At 71.8% G+C, this 15,061-nt stretch carries 20 protein-coding genes; 14 read left to right on the top strand and 6 right to left on the bottom strand.

The window, feature by feature from the left end:
• The first annotated feature begins 119 nt into the window (after nt 1-119).
• From EDF47_RS04185 to EDF47_RS19725, 6 genes are all read left to right on the top strand, one after another.
• Complete coding sequence (locus tag EDF47_RS04185; protein WP_132099921.1) at nt 120-1,601, top strand: mannitol dehydrogenase family protein; 1,482 nt, start codon at nt 120-122, stop codon at nt 1,599-1,601.
• 108 nt (nt 1,602-1,709) lie between these two features.
• Entirely contained in the window at nt 1,710-2,417 is a 708-nt protein-coding gene (locus EDF47_RS04180) for a YafY family protein (RefSeq protein ID WP_133937599.1), read from the top strand.
• 107 nt (nt 2,418-2,524) lie between these two features.
• The gene (locus EDF47_RS04175) at nt 2,525-2,896 is read left to right on the top strand and encodes a VOC family protein (protein WP_133937597.1); all 372 of its coding nucleotides are present in this window, start codon (nt 2,525-2,527) and stop codon (nt 2,894-2,896) included.
• A 38-nt stretch (nt 2,897-2,934) separates the two neighbouring features.
• Nucleotides 2,935-3,663 (top strand): alpha/beta hydrolase family protein, encoded by a 729-nt coding sequence (locus tag EDF47_RS04170; RefSeq protein WP_133937595.1) that lies wholly within the window; start codon nt 2,935-2,937, stop codon nt 3,661-3,663.
• Complete coding sequence (locus EDF47_RS04165; protein WP_132099925.1) at nt 3,660-4,511, top strand: MBL fold metallo-hydrolase; 852 nt, start codon at nt 3,660-3,662, stop codon at nt 4,509-4,511. The genes EDF47_RS04170 and EDF47_RS04165 overlap by 4 nt, the downstream gene beginning before the upstream one ends.
• Nucleotides 4,508-5,092, top strand: coding sequence for a TetR family transcriptional regulator (locus EDF47_RS19725; RefSeq protein WP_165918780.1), 585 nt, complete (start codon nt 4,508-4,510; stop codon nt 5,090-5,092). The genes EDF47_RS04165 and EDF47_RS19725 overlap by 4 nt, the downstream gene beginning before the upstream one ends.
• Nucleotides 5,093-5,264: 172 nt before the next feature.
• Here the strand turns inward: EDF47_RS19725 and EDF47_RS04155 are convergent, their stop codons facing one another.
• Both EDF47_RS04155 and EDF47_RS04150 read right to left on the bottom strand, forming a co-directional pair.
• Nucleotides 5,265-5,831 carry a GNAT family N-acetyltransferase gene (locus tag EDF47_RS04155; protein WP_132099927.1) on the bottom strand — a complete coding sequence of 189 codons (567 nt, stop codon included), beginning with the start codon at nt 5,829-5,831 and terminating at the stop codon, nt 5,265-5,267.
• Between the two features lie 9 nt (nt 5,832-5,840).
• Nucleotides 5,841-6,836, bottom strand: a complete 996-nt coding sequence (locus tag EDF47_RS04150; protein WP_132099928.1) for an alpha/beta hydrolase — start codon at nt 6,834-6,836, stop codon at nt 5,841-5,843.
• Nucleotides 6,837-6,949: 113 nt separating this feature from the next.
• On the opposite strand from EDF47_RS04150, the gene EDF47_RS04145 reads away from it, so the two are divergent.
• Genes EDF47_RS04145 through EDF47_RS04130 form a run of 4 tightly spaced genes read left to right on the top strand, consistent with a single transcriptional unit; the run spans nt 6,950 to nt 10,660 of the window.
• Nucleotides 6,950-7,861, top strand: coding sequence for an ABC transporter ATP-binding protein (locus tag EDF47_RS04145; protein ID WP_132099929.1), 912 nt, complete (start codon nt 6,950-6,952; stop codon nt 7,859-7,861).
• Nucleotides 7,858-8,724, top strand: coding sequence for an ABC transporter permease subunit (locus tag EDF47_RS04140; protein WP_165918781.1), 867 nt, complete (start codon nt 7,858-7,860; stop codon nt 8,722-8,724). The genes EDF47_RS04145 and EDF47_RS04140 overlap by 4 nt, the downstream gene beginning before the upstream one ends.
• Nucleotides 8,721-10,007, top strand: coding sequence for a histidine kinase (locus EDF47_RS04135; protein WP_165918782.1), 1,287 nt, complete (start codon nt 8,721-8,723; stop codon nt 10,005-10,007). The genes EDF47_RS04140 and EDF47_RS04135 overlap by 4 nt, the downstream gene beginning before the upstream one ends.
• Nucleotides 10,004-10,660 carry a response regulator transcription factor gene (locus EDF47_RS04130; RefSeq protein ID WP_132099932.1) on the top strand — a complete coding sequence of 219 codons (657 nt, stop codon included), beginning with the start codon at nt 10,004-10,006 and terminating at the stop codon, nt 10,658-10,660. The genes EDF47_RS04135 and EDF47_RS04130 overlap by 4 nt, the downstream gene beginning before the upstream one ends.
• Here EDF47_RS04130 and EDF47_RS04125 read toward each other — a convergent pair.
• A complete protein-coding gene (locus EDF47_RS04125; RefSeq protein WP_132099933.1) occupies nt 10,657-10,845 on the bottom strand; it encodes a hypothetical protein in 189 nt (62 codons plus the stop codon). The two genes, EDF47_RS04130 and EDF47_RS04125, sit on opposite strands and share 4 nt — an antisense overlap.
• Before the next feature lie 82 nt (nt 10,846-10,927).
• Here EDF47_RS04125 and EDF47_RS04120 point away from each other — a divergent pair, with 82 nt between their 5' ends.
• The gene (locus tag EDF47_RS04120) at nt 10,928-11,773 is read left to right on the top strand and encodes a pentapeptide repeat-containing protein (RefSeq protein ID WP_132099934.1); all 846 of its coding nucleotides are present in this window, start codon (nt 10,928-10,930) and stop codon (nt 11,771-11,773) included.
• A gap of 6 nt (nt 11,774-11,779) precedes the next feature.
• Here the strand turns inward: EDF47_RS04120 and EDF47_RS04115 are convergent, their stop codons facing one another.
• A complete protein-coding gene (locus tag EDF47_RS04115) occupies nt 11,780-12,709 on the bottom strand; it encodes an NADP-dependent oxidoreductase (protein WP_207906667.1) in 930 nt (309 codons plus the stop codon).
• Between the two features lie 92 nt (nt 12,710-12,801).
• On the opposite strand from EDF47_RS04115, the gene EDF47_RS04110 reads away from it, so the two are divergent.
• Nucleotides 12,802-13,308, top strand: coding sequence for a MarR family transcriptional regulator (locus tag EDF47_RS04110; RefSeq protein WP_132099935.1), 507 nt, complete (start codon nt 12,802-12,804; stop codon nt 13,306-13,308).
• A complete protein-coding gene (locus EDF47_RS04105) occupies nt 13,305-13,553 on the top strand; it encodes a hypothetical protein (protein WP_131846747.1) in 249 nt (82 codons plus the stop codon). The genes EDF47_RS04110 and EDF47_RS04105 overlap by 4 nt, the downstream gene beginning before the upstream one ends.
• 4 nt (nt 13,554-13,557) lie before the next feature.
• Here the strand turns inward: EDF47_RS04105 and EDF47_RS04100 are convergent, their stop codons facing one another.
• The gene (locus EDF47_RS04100; RefSeq protein WP_132099936.1) at nt 13,558-13,797 is read right to left on the bottom strand and encodes a hypothetical protein; all 240 of its coding nucleotides are present in this window, start codon (nt 13,795-13,797) and stop codon (nt 13,558-13,560) included.
• A 62-nt stretch (nt 13,798-13,859) separates the two neighbouring features.
• On the opposite strand from EDF47_RS04100, the gene EDF47_RS04095 reads away from it, so the two are divergent.
• Entirely contained in the window at nt 13,860-14,813 is a 954-nt protein-coding gene (locus EDF47_RS04095) for a phosphotransferase (RefSeq protein ID WP_132099937.1), read from the top strand.
• On the opposite strand, the gene EDF47_RS04090 is transcribed toward EDF47_RS04095, so the two are convergent.
• Entirely contained in the window at nt 14,810-15,040 is a 231-nt protein-coding gene (locus EDF47_RS04090) for a hypothetical protein (protein ID WP_131846749.1), read from the bottom strand. The two genes, EDF47_RS04095 and EDF47_RS04090, sit on opposite strands and share 4 nt — an antisense overlap.
• Between the last annotated feature and the right edge of the window lie 21 nt (nt 15,041-15,061).

Below are 15,061 nucleotides of genomic sequence, written 5' to 3'. Positions count from 1 at the left end.
ACCCCGCGATGGAAACTCGGTTCTGAACAGATGTGCGCATGGTTGACTGCACCCAGCACGACCGCCGGTGCGACCGGCGGCGCGACCGCCAGAACGACCGTTGTACGAAGGAGTACCCGATGCCCGTCCGCCTGTCCCCGGAGACCCTCGACGAGATCGCCGCGAGCGGTGTCGCCGTCCCGACCTACGACCGCAGCGGGATCACCGCCGGCATCGTGCACTTCGGCGTCGGCGGCTTCCACCGCGCGCACCAGGCGATGGTGATCGACCGGCTGCTCCAGCAGGGCGAGGCGCGCGAGTACGGCATCTGCGGCGTCGGTGTCCTCGAGCAGGACCGCCGGATGGCCACGGCGATGGCGGAGCAGGGCGGCCTCTACACGCTCGTCCTCAAGCACCCTGACGGCACGCGCGAGTCCCGCGTCGTGGGCAGCATCGTCGACTACCTGCTCGCCGTCGACGACCCGGACGCCGTCGTCGAGAAGATGGCGCACCCGGACACCAGGATCGTCAGCCTGACCATCACCGAGGGTGGCTACAACTTCGACCACGTCACCGGCGAGTTCGTCGCGGACGAGCCCGGCGTCGCGGCCGACCTGCGCGGCGACGGACCGCCCCGCACGGTGTTCGGCCTGGTCGTCGAAGCCCTGCGCCGGCGGCGTGACCGCGGCGAGCAGCCGTTCACCGTGATGTCCTGCGACAACATCCAGGGCAACGGCCACGTCGCCCGCGACATGTTCACCGCCTACGCACGCCTGCAGGACCCGACGTTCGCCGACTGGATGGACGAGCACGTGTCGTTCCCGAACTCGATGGTCGACCGCATCACTCCGGTCACCGCCGACGAGGACCGCGCCTGGGTCCGCGACGAGCTCGGCATCGAGGACGCCTGGCCCGTCGTCGCCGAACCGTTCTTCCAGTGGGTGCTCGAGGACGACCACCCCGCCGGACGTCCGCCGTACCAGGACGCCGACGTGCAGATCGTCGAGGACGTCGAGCCGTACGAGCTGATGAAGCTCCGGTTGCTCAACGCCTCGCACCAGGGCCTGTGCTACTTCGGGTACCTCTCGGGGTATCGCTACGCGCACGAGGCCACGCAGGACCCCGCGATCGCCACGTTCCTGCGCCGCTACATGGACGAAGAGGGCTCGCCGACCCTGCACCCCGTGCCCGGCATCGACCTCGAGGACTACAAGTCCACCCTCATCGAGCGCTTCCAGAACCCCGAGGTCCGCGACACCCTGGCCCGGCTCTGTGCCGAGTCGAGCGACCGGATCCCGAAGTGGCTGCTGCCGGTGGTCCGCGACAACCTCGCCGCCGGCCGGCCCGTCACGCTGTCCGCCGGCATCGTCGCGTCGTGGGCGCGCTACGACGAGGGCACGGACGAGTCCGGCGAGCCGATCCAGATCGTCGACCGCCTGGCCGAACCGCTGCACCGCATCGCCCTCACCCAGCGCGACGACCGGCTCGCCTTCATCGCGAACCGGCAGGTCTTCGGCGACCTGATCGACGACGAACGGTTCGTCGCGGCGTACCGCGACGCCCTCGACGGGCTCATCGCCGACGGTGCCCACGCCACGGTCGAACGCTTGTCGCGTTCCTGACGCGAGTCGCGCCCTGCGCGTGATCAGACGGCGGACGGGAGGCCCGGTGCCAGCTGGCACCGTGCCTCCCGTCCGGTGCCCGGTCGCGTCACGGGCTATGGTCGCGTCGTGAACCGGACCGACCGCCTGTACGCGCTCGTCGAGGAGCTCCGCGCCGCGGCGCCCGCGCTGCGGAGCGCGCGACGACTCGCCGAGCGGTTCGGGGTCAGTGTGCGCACGGTCGAGCGGGACCTGCTGTCCCTGCAGCGAGCCGGAGTGCCGATCTGGGCCGAGCCGGGGCGGACCGGCGGGTACACGATCGACGCCCGTGCGACGCTCCCGCCGCTCGGGCTGACCGTCGATGAAGCGCTCGCGGTGGCGATCGGCCTCGGCACGCTCGGCTCCAGCCCGTTCCGCGACGCGGCGCGCAGCGCTGCCCGCAAGGTCACCGCGGTGCTCGCCGAGGACGACGCCAGACGGGCAGTGCGACTCGCGAGTCGCGTGCACCTGCTGGAGTCAGGGGAGCGCACGCCTGCTCCCACGGCGCTCGCCGGTGCGCTGACGGGCGGGCGCGTCGTCCGGATGCGGTACCGCGACGCAGCGGGCGCGGAGACCGACCGCGTCGTCGAACCGCTCGGGTACATCGGGAAGGGCGAGGACTGGTACCTCGTCGCGTGGTGCCGGCTGCGTGACGGCGTCCGGGCCTTCCGCGGTGACCGGGTGCTGGCGGTCGAGGAGACCGACGAGCCGGCACCGCCACGGGTGGTCCACCTCGACGAACTCGACATCCCGCACGGCGTGCTGCGCCCCGTGCTCGGAGACCTGCTCGGGGACTGAACCGCCAGATCCGCCTTGTAGTTCGCCGAAACACCGACAGGACGGTGTCGCGGTGGTCGCGCATGCTCGACGAGTCCGGTCACGGTGGCCGGCCAGGAGGGCTTCCCATGCAGTTCGCATCCGTCCGGATCATCACCGACGACCTCGACGGGATGGTGCGGTTCTACGAGCGCGTCACCGGGACCGAGGCGCGGCGGCCCGCACCGGTCTTCGCCGAGATCGTGACCGGCGGCGCCGTGCTCGCCCTCGCGACCCCGGCGACCGTGGCGATGCTCGGGCCGGCCGCACCGGAGCCCCGCACGAACGGCAGCGTGTTCCTCGAGTTCGTGGTGGACGACGTCGACGCCGCGTTCGCGGGGTTGCGTGGTGCCCTCGACGACGTGGTGCTGCCGCCGACGACGATGCCCTGGGGAAATCGATCGGCGCTGTTCCGTGACCCGGACGGCAACCTCGTGAACCTCTTCAGTCGCCCCGCTTGACGGTGTATTCTGTCAGTCACTGACAGAATCGAGTGCACATGCAGCTCCACGTCGAGACCCACGGACACGGCCCGGTCCGGGTCGGACTCGTGCACGGCATCCTCGGCTCGGCGCTGGTGTGGCGCGACCTCGTGTCCCACGCCGACCCGGACCGGTACACGTTCCTCGTGCCGGACCTGCGGGGTCACGGCGAGAGCGACCGCGCGGCGTCGTACACGCTCGCCGCGTTCGCCGACGACCTCGCCGAGACGCTGCCGCAAGGGCTCGACGCCGTCGTCGGACACTCGCTCGGCGGGCGGGTGCTGTTCGACGCCGTCGACCGGTTGCGCCCTGCGCGGGCGGTGTACCTCGACCCCGGCTTCCACCTGCGGGCACCGGGGCGGGGCGTGCTCGGTCGGGCGTTCTGGGCGCTGCCCGGGCTGCAGCCGCTGCTCGTGAAGGCGTACGACCGCACCGATCCGCGGTGGGGTCCGGCGAACGTCGCCCGGGCCGAGGAGAGCCATCGGCACTGGGACCGCACGACGCTGCGCGACGTCCTGCGAGCGGTCGCGACGACACCGGTCGCTCCGGCGGCCCCGTTCGTGCCGTCGACGCTCGTGCTCACCGACGACGGTCGACACGTCGTGCCCGCGGCCGAGGTACCGGTCTACGAGCACCTCGGGTGGGACGTCGAACGGGTGCGCGGCGTGCACCACGACCTCGCGATGGAGGACGCCGCGCGCACGATGCGGCTCCTCGACGACGTGCTCGGCGGGGCGCACGCATGAGCGTCACCACGGTGTTCGGCGGGGTGTCCAACGTCCTCGTCTCCGACGGCACGACCTCGCTGCTCGTGGACGGCTTCTTCAGTCGTCCCTCGTTCCCGCGGCTGATGCTCGGCCGGCTCCGACCGGACGTCACCCGGATCGAGGACGCACTCGCACGGTTCGACGTCGACCACCTCGATGCCGTGCTCGTCTCGCACTCGCACGCCGACCACGCCCTCGACGCCCCCGTGGTCGCGGACCGGACCGGGGCCGAACTCGGCGGCTCGACGTCCACCCGGATGATCGCCACCGGGTACGGGCTCGACCGCGTGCCCTTCCGGGAGCTCCACGACCGCGAGTCGTTCGCGGTGGGGGCCTTCACGGTCACGCCGCTGCACGCCCTGCACAGTGACGGCGACGTGGTCCCGGGCGAGATCACCGAGCCGGTCACCCTGCCGGCCCGGATGCGCGACTTCCGTACCGGCGGGTGCTCCTCGTTCCTGTTCGAGCACCCGGACGGATCGGTGCTGGTCCACCCGACGGCGAACTTCATCCCCGGAACGTTCGCGGGGCTCCACGCCGACACCGTCTACCTGGGTGCGGGTGCCGCCGGTGCGAAGCCGACGGCCTGGATCGAGCAGTACTGGCAGGAGACCGTCGGCGCCCTGCACCCGAGCGTCGTCCGACCGGTGCACTGGGACGCGTTCTGGCGTCCGCTGGACCGTCCGCTCAGGCCGCTGCCGAAGAAGCTCGACCGCCTCGACGTCACGATGCGCGCGTTCGCACGCCTGGCGGACGCCGACGGTGTCGACCTCCGGCTGCCGGAGCTCTGGCAGCGCGAGACCGTCTCCGCGCGGTCGGCGTCGTGACCGGGGTCCGGGCGCAGAACCGCCGGGCGCAGAACCGCCGGGCGACGGAGTGTGCCGTCGAGGATGCCGCGGTCGCGCTGGTCGGCGCGCGCGGGTTCGACGTCGTCACCGGGGCCGAGATCGCGACCGCGGCCGGCATCACCGAGCGCACGTTCTTCCGGTACTGCGCCGCGAAGGTGGACGCGTTCCTGTTCGTCTCGCGCGACGTCCACGACGCCGTCACCGCCGCCGTCACCGCCGCCGTGACCGCCCCGGTGACGTTCGATGCGTTGACCGAGGTGATCGCGGAGGTGCTCGCGACGTTCGAACGCGACCGCCCCGACGACCTCGACCGCCTGGTCCGGGTGCGCGCGCTGCTCGTCGCCGATCCGGCACTGCTGTCCGCCGTGCTCGAGCGGGACGCCGCGCAGACGCTGGAGCTGCAGTCGGCGTGGCAGGGCGCCGACCGGTTCGCGGTGCCGTTGGCGCTGCTCGCGCTGCGCGCCGCGTTCGACGAGTGGGCGGAGCGCCCCGCGGGGGAGTCGCTCAGCGTGGCGTTCCGTCGGACCTGCGCCGCGCTGCAGAGGGCCACCGGCGGCTGATCGCGCGTCACGCCCTGGACGCGTCCACCTGGCTGGAGGGAGGCCCGTGGCGGGCGTGACCCGCGCCTCCCGTCCGCTCTGGACCGTGACGCGAGACGCGCCGGGCGAAGACGTTCGTCTCGTGCGGTGACGGTTCTGGTTCACGTTCCCCGTGGATCACGAACCAGAACCGTCAGTCGTCAGAAAGCACGTCGTCGTCCCACGGCACCGGCGTCGTCTCGCCCGTCTCCCAGTCGTGGCGCAGGATCCCGTACCCGACCGACGCGACCGCGCGGCCGCCTTCGATCGGCCACCCCTCGCGGTAGTGCGCCTCCTTGACCCACCCGGCACGCACGAAGACCCGGCGCATCGCCGTGTTGTCCTCGCGGGTCTGGCCCTCGAAGCGGGTCACCGACGGCAGGGTGCCGAAGACGTGGTCGGTGACCGCGCGCAGTGTGGGGACGCCGAGTCCGCGGCCGCGGAACGCGCCGGCGATGCGCAGGTCGAACAGCGGGACCGGGTCTTCCAGATCCTCCAGCCGGACGAACCCGATGCGGCCGTGCTCCGTGTGGTCGACCCAGTACGAGTCGTGCTCGTCGTCGCGGTAGGAGCCGGATGCCACGGCCTCGACGGCCTCCGCACGGGTCCACGACCGCCGCACGTGGAAGGGGAAGTCCTCGGTCGACAGGAAGTCGACGAGGGCATCGTGGTCGATCCCGATCGGGTCGAGCCGGGTCAGCCGGACGGAGCGGTCGGTCATCCCGCCACGCTAGCGGGGGTGCAGCGTGGTGGCCCAGCGTCCGATCGCGTCGTACGCCTGCTCGCGCACGTCGGGCGCGGACAGCACCACGTCGTGCACGGCTCCCGGCAGCCGGCGGACCGTCACCTCGTTGCCGAGTGACAGGGCTCGGTGGGCCACCGTGTCGACGTTCAGCGCGACGTCGGCGTGTGCCATGCCGGGGTCCCACCGGGGTTGCAACATGCTCTTGTCGCTGAGCATGACCAGGACGGGGACCTGGATGTCGAGCCCGTGCTCGACCGTCTCCTGCCCCGCGAAGACCGCCGCGAGCCAACCGGGGTGCAGGGGGAACCCGCGTTCCGGCCGCCACTGCTGGTCGTACGTCCAGGAGCCCTCGCCCGCGGCCGACACGGTGCGCGTGTAGAAGCCCGGGTCGACGGCAGGCATCGGGGCGAGGGGGTTCCGCTTCGCGCCGAGCTTGATGACGGGCGCGACGATCGCCCGGCCCACGGCGGTCGCCTGGAACTCGAGCCAGGGACTGTTCAGGATGATCCCGTCGACGAGTTCCGGGTGCCGCGCAGCCCACAGCGACAGCGTCAGACCGCCGGTGGAGTGCCCCATCAGCACGAGTCGCCGCTCACCGGGGCCGGGGTGCTCGGCGGACACCGCGTCGAGCGCTGCGGCGATGTCCTCGTCGTACACCGCCAGGTCGTCGACGTTCCCCGGGGTCTGCTGGGGGCGGAGGCTCCGGCCGTACTTCCGCAGGTCCAGTGCGTGGAAGCGGGCACCGAGCCGTTCGACGCGCTCGGCGAGCTCCGTCTGGAAGAAGTAGTCCGACCACCCGTGCACGTACAGCACGTCAGCGCCGTGCAGCGGCCCGCGCCCGTGCAGCAGCAGGTCCGTCGGGGTGTGCCGACGACGGACGAGGGTGGCGACGACCGGCCCCTCGGAGTCGGAGCCGAGCGGCAGTTCGAGTCGCTCGTAGGGCGCCCCGAGGACGTCCTCGTGCCACCGCTGGACGACCATGACCCCACCGTATCCGGCACCGATGCGGGTGGTACCGGGGTACCACGGTCGCTCCGCGGAGATCGTCTGCGACGGCGATGTGGTGGACCCGGTGGTCTCCGTACCGTTGCCGCATGATCGAGATCCAGAACCTCTCCAAGCGCTACGGCGAGAAGGTCGCCGTCGACGACGTGTCCTTCACGGTGCGCCCCGGCGTCGTCACCGGCTTCCTCGGTCCGAACGGCGCGGGCAAGTCCACCACGATGCGCGCCGTCGTCGGACTCGACCGGCCGACCTCGGGCACCGCCCACGTCGACGGACGCCCCTACCGCGAGCTGCGCGACCCGCTGCGTCGCGTCGGCGCACTGCTCGAGGCCAAGGCGGTCCACAGGGGACGCAGCGCCTTCGACCACCTGTCGGCGCTCGCCGCGACGCACCGGATCCCGACGGCCCGGGTGCACGAGGTCATCGGGATGACCGGTCTCGAGAACGTCGCGAAGAAGCGCGTCGGCGGGTTCTCGCTCGGCATGGGGCAGCGGCTCGGGATCGCGGCGGCACTGCTCGGTGATCCGCAGACGCTGATCCTCGACGAGCCCGTCAACGGCCTCGACCCCGAGGGCGTCGTGTGGGTGCGTCGACTCGCCCGCAGCCTGGCCGCCGAGGGGCGTGCGGTGTTCATCTCGAGCCACCTGATGAGCGAGATGGCCCTGACCGCCGACCGCATCGTCGTGATGGGTCGCGGGCGGGTGCTCGCGGACATGGACATCGCGGACCTGGTCGCCGCCGCCACGGAGCGGTCGGTCACCGTGCGGACGCCGGAGCCCGAGCGGCTCCTCGACGCGATCGCCGGACCGGACGTCACCATCGGCTACGAGGGCGACGGGTCGCTGCAGGTCCGTGGCCTCGGCGCCGAGCAGATCGGCGAGGCGGCGGGTGCTGCGGGGATCGTCCTGCACCAGCTGGCCACCACCGAGGCGAGCCTGGAGCAGGCCTACCTCGAACTCACGCACGACCAGGTCGAGTACCGATCGGAGGTGGCCCGGTGAGCGCGGTCACGAGCGACACCCTGCCCCGGCACGACGGAGCCGGCAGCCACACGTCCGGCGTCCACTTCTCCGGCGTCCTGCGCTCGGAGTGGATCAAGCTCCGCTCGCTGCGGTCGACGGTGTGGAGCTTCCTGCTGGTGCTCGTCCTGCCGATCGGCATCGGTGTGCTCCTGGCGGCCTTCGCGGACAACGGCGGTCAGGGGCTCACGGGTGACGCGGCCCGGAACGCCCTCGTCCTCTACAGCACGAGCGGCACGATGCTCTCGTCGCTGATCGTCGCGGTGATCGGCGCCCTCGTCGTCACCGGCGAGTACGGCACCGGCATGATCCGCTCGTCGTTCGCGGCGGTCCCACGGCGGTCGGTCGCACTGGCGGCGAAGGCGATCGTCCTCGCCGTGGCCGTCTTCGTCACGAGTGCCGTGAGCGTCTGGGCCACCGCGTTCACCACCCTGCCGATCGCCGCGGGACGGAACGTCGAGGCGTCGCTGGACGCGAGCGTCGCGATGCCGCTGCTCGGCGCCTCGGTCTACCTGACGCTCATCGCGCTGCTCGCCTTCGCGGTCGGTGTGGTCCTGCGTTCCACAGCCGGCGCGATCGCCGGGGTCCTCGGCCTGATGCTGGTCGCCCCGGTCGTCGTGCAGCTGGTGCAGTCGTTCACGGGAGCGGACTGGCTCGGCACGCTGACCAACCTGCTGCCGCAGAACGCCGGGCAGCCGCTCATGCAGTTCGGCACCGAGGTGACGTCGGGGTGGCACGACGGCGTCCTAGCCTTGGGGGGATGGAGCGGATTCGCGGTACTGCTGGCCTGGGTGGTCGTCGCCTCGGTGACGGCGCTCGCCCTGGTCGAGAAGCGGGACGCGTGACCCCTGCCGACCTCGCCCCCGGTGCCGTCCAGGACGGTGCCGGGGGCATCGCCCTGCCCGACGCACCCGGCCGGCTCCGGCGGCTCTGGGCGCGCCACCCGGTCATGACCGACGCGCTGCTCATGGTCTTCTGGGGTGCGATCGAGGTCGTCGTCGCGTTCCGGAGTGCGTGGCAGGTCGACGGGAGCCCCGCCGCGCGGGTCACGGTCGTCGTCCTCGTGGTCATCGCCGTCTCCGGCATCCCGCTCCGGCGCACGCACCCCGCGGTGACGGCGGTGCTCGGGCTCGCGTCCGTCGTCGCGATGACGTGGACCCAGGCCGGGTACTCGCCGGTGCTCTTCACCGTCTATGCCGCGACCGTGTGGTGGTCGCGTGCCGCCGGGTGGTGGACGGCCGCGGTCGCCGTCGTGCTGGCCGCGGGGGCGACGGCGCTGCGCGTCTTCGTGGTCGCGCCGGGGTCCGGAGGACTCGCGGACGTCCTGTACCCGCAGCCCACGACGTTCCTGCTGGCAGCGGTCCTGATCGGGGTCAACGTGTCGAACCGCCGTCGCTACACGCAGGCGCTGATCGACCGCGCGCACCAGCTGGCCCGGGAGCGCGACCAGCAGGCGCAGCTCGCCACCGCCGCGGAGCGGGCCCGGATCGCGCGGGAGATGCACGACATCGTGTCGCACTCGCTCACGGTGATGGTGCGGCTGGCCGAGGGCGCGGCGGCCGGGTCGGCAGCCGGTGCACCCACCGGTTCGGCGGGGTCCGCTGCCGCTGCCATGCGCGGTGTCGCCGACGTCGGCCGTGGCGCGATGGGCGACATGCGCCGCATGCTCGGGGTGCTCGGAGGCGACGGCGAACCCGCGCTCGCGCCGCAACCGGGCATCCACGACGTCCCGCAGCTCGTCGACCGGTTCCGCGCGCTGGGCACCCCCGTCGCCCTCGAACGCATCGGCGTCGTCCCCGACGACGATGCCCTGCAGCTCGCCGTGTACCGGGTCGTGCAGGAGGGCCTCACCAACACCGCCCGGCACGCGCAGCGCGTCCGATCCGTCGACGTCCGCGTGGCAGCGTCCGCCACCGAGGTCACCGTGGTCGTCACCGACGACGGACGGACAGGAGGCCCGACTCGGCCGGGCGGATCGGCCCACGCCCCAGCGGGGTCGGGTCGAGGGCTCATCGGGATCGACGAGCGCATCCGCGCGCTGGGTGGGCAGGTGCGCGCGGGCTCCCGCGACGGCACCGACGGTTGGCAGATCCGGGCGACGATCCCGGTCAGGACGGAGGACCGGTGATCCGCGTGGCGATCGTCGACGACCAGCAGCTCATCCGGACGGGGTTCCGACTGCTGCTCGAGGCACAGTCCGACATCGAGGTCGTCGGCGAAGCCGGCGACGGCGGTGCGGGAGTTCGGCTCGTGCGTGCTCTGCGTCCGGATGTCGTGCTCATGGACGTCCGGATGCCCCACGTCGACGGCGTCACGGCGACGGCCGCGATCGTCGAACAGGTCCCCGAGACCCGGGTGCTCGTGCTGACCACCTTCGACCTGGACGAGTACGCGTTCGGTGGCCTGCGTGCCGGGGCGAGCGGGTTCCTGCTCAAGGACGTCAGCGCCGCGCAGCTCCTCGACGCCGTCCGGTCCGTGGCAGCGGGGGAGGCCGCGGTCTCACCGCGGGTGACGCAGCGGATGCTCGAGCTGTTCGGTTCCGTGCTCCCCTACGAGCGGCCGGCGGGTCCGGACCCGCTGGAGCCCCTGACCCCGCGGGAGCGCGAGGTGCTGCTCGCGATGGCCCGCGGGTTGTCGAACCCCGAGATCGCCGCACACCTGGTGACGAGCGAGTCCACGGTCAAGACCCACGTCGGGCGGGTGCTCGGCAAGCTCGGGCTGCGTGACCGGGTGCACGCGGTGATCTTCGCCTACGAGCACGGTCTCGTGCCGCGGTCCTAGCTGCGCGGGGCCCTCGCGAAGAACAGGGTGATCGCGCCGAGGGCGATGGACGCGACGATCAGCACCCAGGCGAGCACGGGGATCAAGCCGTCCCACGGTGTGAACAGGAGCACGATGCCGATCACCAGCACGACGGCGGCGGCGATCAGCACGAGGCGGTGCGGTCTTGCCGGGGTTCTGGTCACAGGTGCACCGTACGCGTCGGGACTGCGGACGGGCGCAGTCGCGCGCCGCTAGCCTGGCCGCAGTGACACGTTCTCCCGCTCTGTGACCCAGACCCCACCCAGTTCCGCCGACCGCTCGGGGCTCCGCGCTTCGTGCGGTGACTGCTTCGCCCTCTGCTGCACCGCCTTCGGGTTCCAGCGGTCCAGCGACTTCCCGATCGACAAGCCCGCAGGGAGCCCGTGCCGGAACCTGGCCGACGACTTCTCCTGCACGATCCACCAGGCGCTTCGTCCGCGGGGCTTCACCGGGTGCACCACCTTCGACTGCTTCGGGGCTGGCCAGTACGTCTCGCAGGTCCTGTTCGACGGCACGAGCTGGGTCGACGAGCCGGACTCGAAGCCCGAGATGTTCCGGGCCTTCGCCGTCGCCCGGCAGCTCCACGAGATGCTCTGGTACCTGGTCGAGGCGGTGTCTCGCTCGACCGCTCTGGGGTCAGCGGAAGCACCGACCGTGCTCCGGCTCCGCATCCAGCAGGTCCTCGACGGCGAGCTGTCCGGCGTCCTCGCGGTGGACGTCGAGTCGCTCCGGTCCGAGGTCCGTTCCGTCCTGATCGACGTCAGCGCGGAGGCCCGAGGTGGGTACCCCGCCGCCGGCGACTCGGCCGGTGACCTGCACCCGTCGGCTGACCTGGCCGGCCGCGACCTGCGATCTCGCGTCCTGGTCGGCGCCGATCTGCGCGGTGCGGTCCTGATCGCCGCGGACCTGCGGGGATGCGACCTGTCGGGCGTGGACCTGCTCGGGGCGGACCTGCGCGATGCCCGGCTCGGGGGAGCGGACCTGTCGAACGCGCTGTTCTTGACTCAACCCCAGGTGAACGCCGCGCAGGGCGATGCGTCAACGGTGCTGCCCGACGACCTCGATCGTCCAGGGCACTGGCCGCTCCGGTGATCCGGGTCAGGGCAGGACGATGACCTTGCCGACGATCCTCCCGGCTGCGCCCTCGGCGTGCAGTGCGGGCAGATCGGCGAGCGGGATGCGCCGCGTGACCTCGACCGTCAGGGCCCCGGCGTCCACGAGCGCGACGAGCTCCGTCAGGCGTTCGCGGTTCGGCAGGACGAACACAGTCGCTGCACGAACGCCTCGCGACTCGTCACCCGGCGTGGCCATGAACGCCGTCGTGCTCACGACGACCCCGCCGTCACGGACCGCTGCGACGTCCGCCGCGAACTGCTCGGGCTCGATCGGCGCCAGGTTGAGCAGCACGTCGACCTGACCGTCGAGGGCGTCGAGCAGGTCGACGTCGGTGTGGTCGATGACCTGGTCGGCACCGGCCGCGCGCACGGCATCGGCACTGCGGGGGCTGGCGGTCGCGATGACGTGTGCTCCGGCGCGCTTGGCGAGCTGGACGGCGTACTTGCCGACGACCCCGCCGGCACCCACGACGAGCAGACGCTGCCCGGCGGTGAGCCGGCCGTCGTCGAACAGGGCCTGCCATGCCGTCAGCGCGACGGACGGCAGGGCGGCGGCATCGGCCAGTGGGATGCTCGTGGGTGCTGCCACGACGGCCTCAGCGGGTGCGACGACGGACTCGGCTGCCCCGCCGTCCCGGTCCATCGGCAGGAACGCGATGACCGCGTCGCCCACGGTCAACTCGGTCACCCCCTCGCCGATCGCGTCGACCGTGCCGGAGACGTCGTAGCCGGGGATGTGCGGCAGCTGGATCGGGATCGGCAGGAAGCCGGCCCGCATGCCGTTGTCCGCAGCGTTGTACGCGGAGGCCGCGACGCGGAGCCGCACCTGACCGGCTGCCGGGGTCGGCTGCTCGACCTCGCCGTACTGGAGGACCTCGGGTCCGCCGACTTCGTGGAACTGCACTGCCTTCATGGTGATGTCCTCTCGGAGTTGCTTCGAATTCGAAGCGCTTATCGGAGACGCTAGCACTGCTTCGAACTCGAAGCAACAGGTAGGATGGCTCCATGAGCGACACCCCCACCGCACTGACCCCGACACAGCTCGGGGCCTACTTCGCGCTGACCGAGGTGAGTGCGCTCCTGCGCCCTGCGGTCGAGAAGCAGCTCCGCGACGTCGGCGGGCTGAGCACCGTGCAGTTCCAGCTCCTGGCGCGGTTGGGGGACGCTCCGGAGGGGCACCTGCGCATGACGGACCTGGCCGACGGCGTCGTTTACAGCCGCAGCGGGCTGACCTACCAGGCGCAACTGCTCGAACAGCGCGGCCTCGTCACGAGGTCACCGTCGCCGGACGACGAACGCAGCACCGTCGTCGCGATCACCGACGCGGGGCGCGAAGTCCTTGCCGACGTGTTCCCCGGCCACATCGGCACCGTGCACGGACTCCTGTTCGCACCGATCACGGACGACGACTCGAGTGACCTCGCCCGGATCCTCGGACGCATCAGCGAACACCTGCGAGCGAACCCACCGCGGTCAGCGTCGCGACGATCCGTGAAGGGGGCGTCCGCGTGACCGTCGGAGCGCGCGCCGCTCGGTGGATCATCGTCGGCTCGGTCGTCGTCGGACTGGCGCTGACCGTCTACGCGACGTCCTACTGGCTGTTCCCGACGTCGTTCCAACTCCAGGAGCGGTTGCCCGACGGATCGATCAACCCGCGCGCATGGGCCGACCTGCTCGTCTCGTACATCCTCGCGCTCGGCTGCTTCGCGGTCGCCGGATGGGTGGGCGTGCAGCGGCTCCGCACCCGCCGCCGCTGAGGCGTCAGCTGCGCGTGCGTGACCGTCGCCGCGACACGGTGGCGACGACGAGCGTGGCGACGCCGAGCGCGATCCCGATCAGACCGAGCAGGTAGCCGAACAGCATCAGGATTCCGCCGCCGATGTTCGCACCGCCCCCGGTGTCGTTCGCGAGCGACCACCCACCGATCCCGACCGACAGGAAAGCACCCAACAGGAACACCGTGCACATCACGTGCAGGACCCTCGTGCTCTGGGAGGTCATGGCGACTCGCTTCCGTGCGTGGACCGGTACCGGATTGTAGCGCGACCTGCGAGGGTGGAGCGATGACGCTCGAGATGCTCTGGGAACGAGCCGATCCAGACCAGGTGCTGCGGAGCCGCTTCGGGTTCACCGACGTCGCCGCTGCCGAGGACTGGCTCATCCGGACGCTCGAGCGGTGGTGGAACGTGCGCGTCATCGCCTGCGAGCGCATTGTGATGAGCGACCACAACGCACTCGCCTGGGTCTCGACCGCTGGCGGCCGGATGCTCCTGAAGTGGTCGATCGCACCGGAGGGGTTCGAGCGCTTGGCGTTCGCGGCGGACCTCACGACGTGGCTCGCGGAGCGCGGCCTGCCCGTTTCCGCCCCGGTGCCGACGCCCGACGGACGGGTACAGGTCGAGGAAGACGGGGTCTCGATGGGGCTCCAGCACGTCATCGGCGGAACCCTGCTGGACGTCCGCGATCCGGCACAGGTCCACGCGGCCGGTGCGACGCTGGCCCGCTTCCACGACGCCCTGCGCGACAGCCCCGATCGGGCGCGCGCCGCCGGTGTGCGCCCGCCGCCGACCCCGCTCCTGCAGCAGATCGCAGGCTGGCTCGACGGTGCGACGCACGTGCCGGACCGTGCCCGGGTGGCGCTGCGACGGCTGCTGGCGGCAGCGCCGTCCGACGACCTGCCGGTCCAGATCGTGCACGGGGACTACCGGGCGGCGAACGTCCTGTGCGCTGACGCGGACGTCGTCGCCGTCATCGACTTCGAGGACCTGCGGCTCGACCACCGCATCGTCGAACTGGCGCGGTCGGCCGTCCTGCTCGGGACGCTCTTCCACGACTGGGGGCCGGTCCCCGAAGCCGTCCATCGGCAGCTGCTCGACGGCTACCGCTCGGTGAGCGCGCTCACTGCCGACGAGCTCGCGTGGTGGGACGTCCTGGTGCTCTGGAACACGATGCTGTTCGTCCCGCCGGGGGACGACCCCACCGGGTGGGGCGCTGCCGCCGGGGCGCTCGCCGGTTAGCGGACGACGCGCTTCGCCGCCCGGGCGACGGCCACGAGCGCCGCGACCCCGAGTGCGATCCCGGCGATGCCGACGACCATGCCGCCCATGTACATGAACCCCGCGGCGAAGTTCACGCCGGTGCCGTCCGGAGTGAGGATCGTCCAGACGGAACCACCGGCGGTGAGCAGGAAGCCCAGACCGAGGAAGACGATCGCGAGGGTGACGATCGAGCGGATGTGGTGCACGGTCTGAACCTACCGAACCCG

It is taken from the genome of Curtobacterium sp. PhB190 (assembly GCF_004365385.1).
Classification (GTDB): Bacteria; Actinomycetota; Actinomycetes; order Actinomycetales; family Microbacteriaceae; genus Curtobacterium.
The sequence above is the reverse complement of the archived record's forward strand: the minus strand, read 5'-3'. Positions and strand labels throughout refer to the sequence as shown.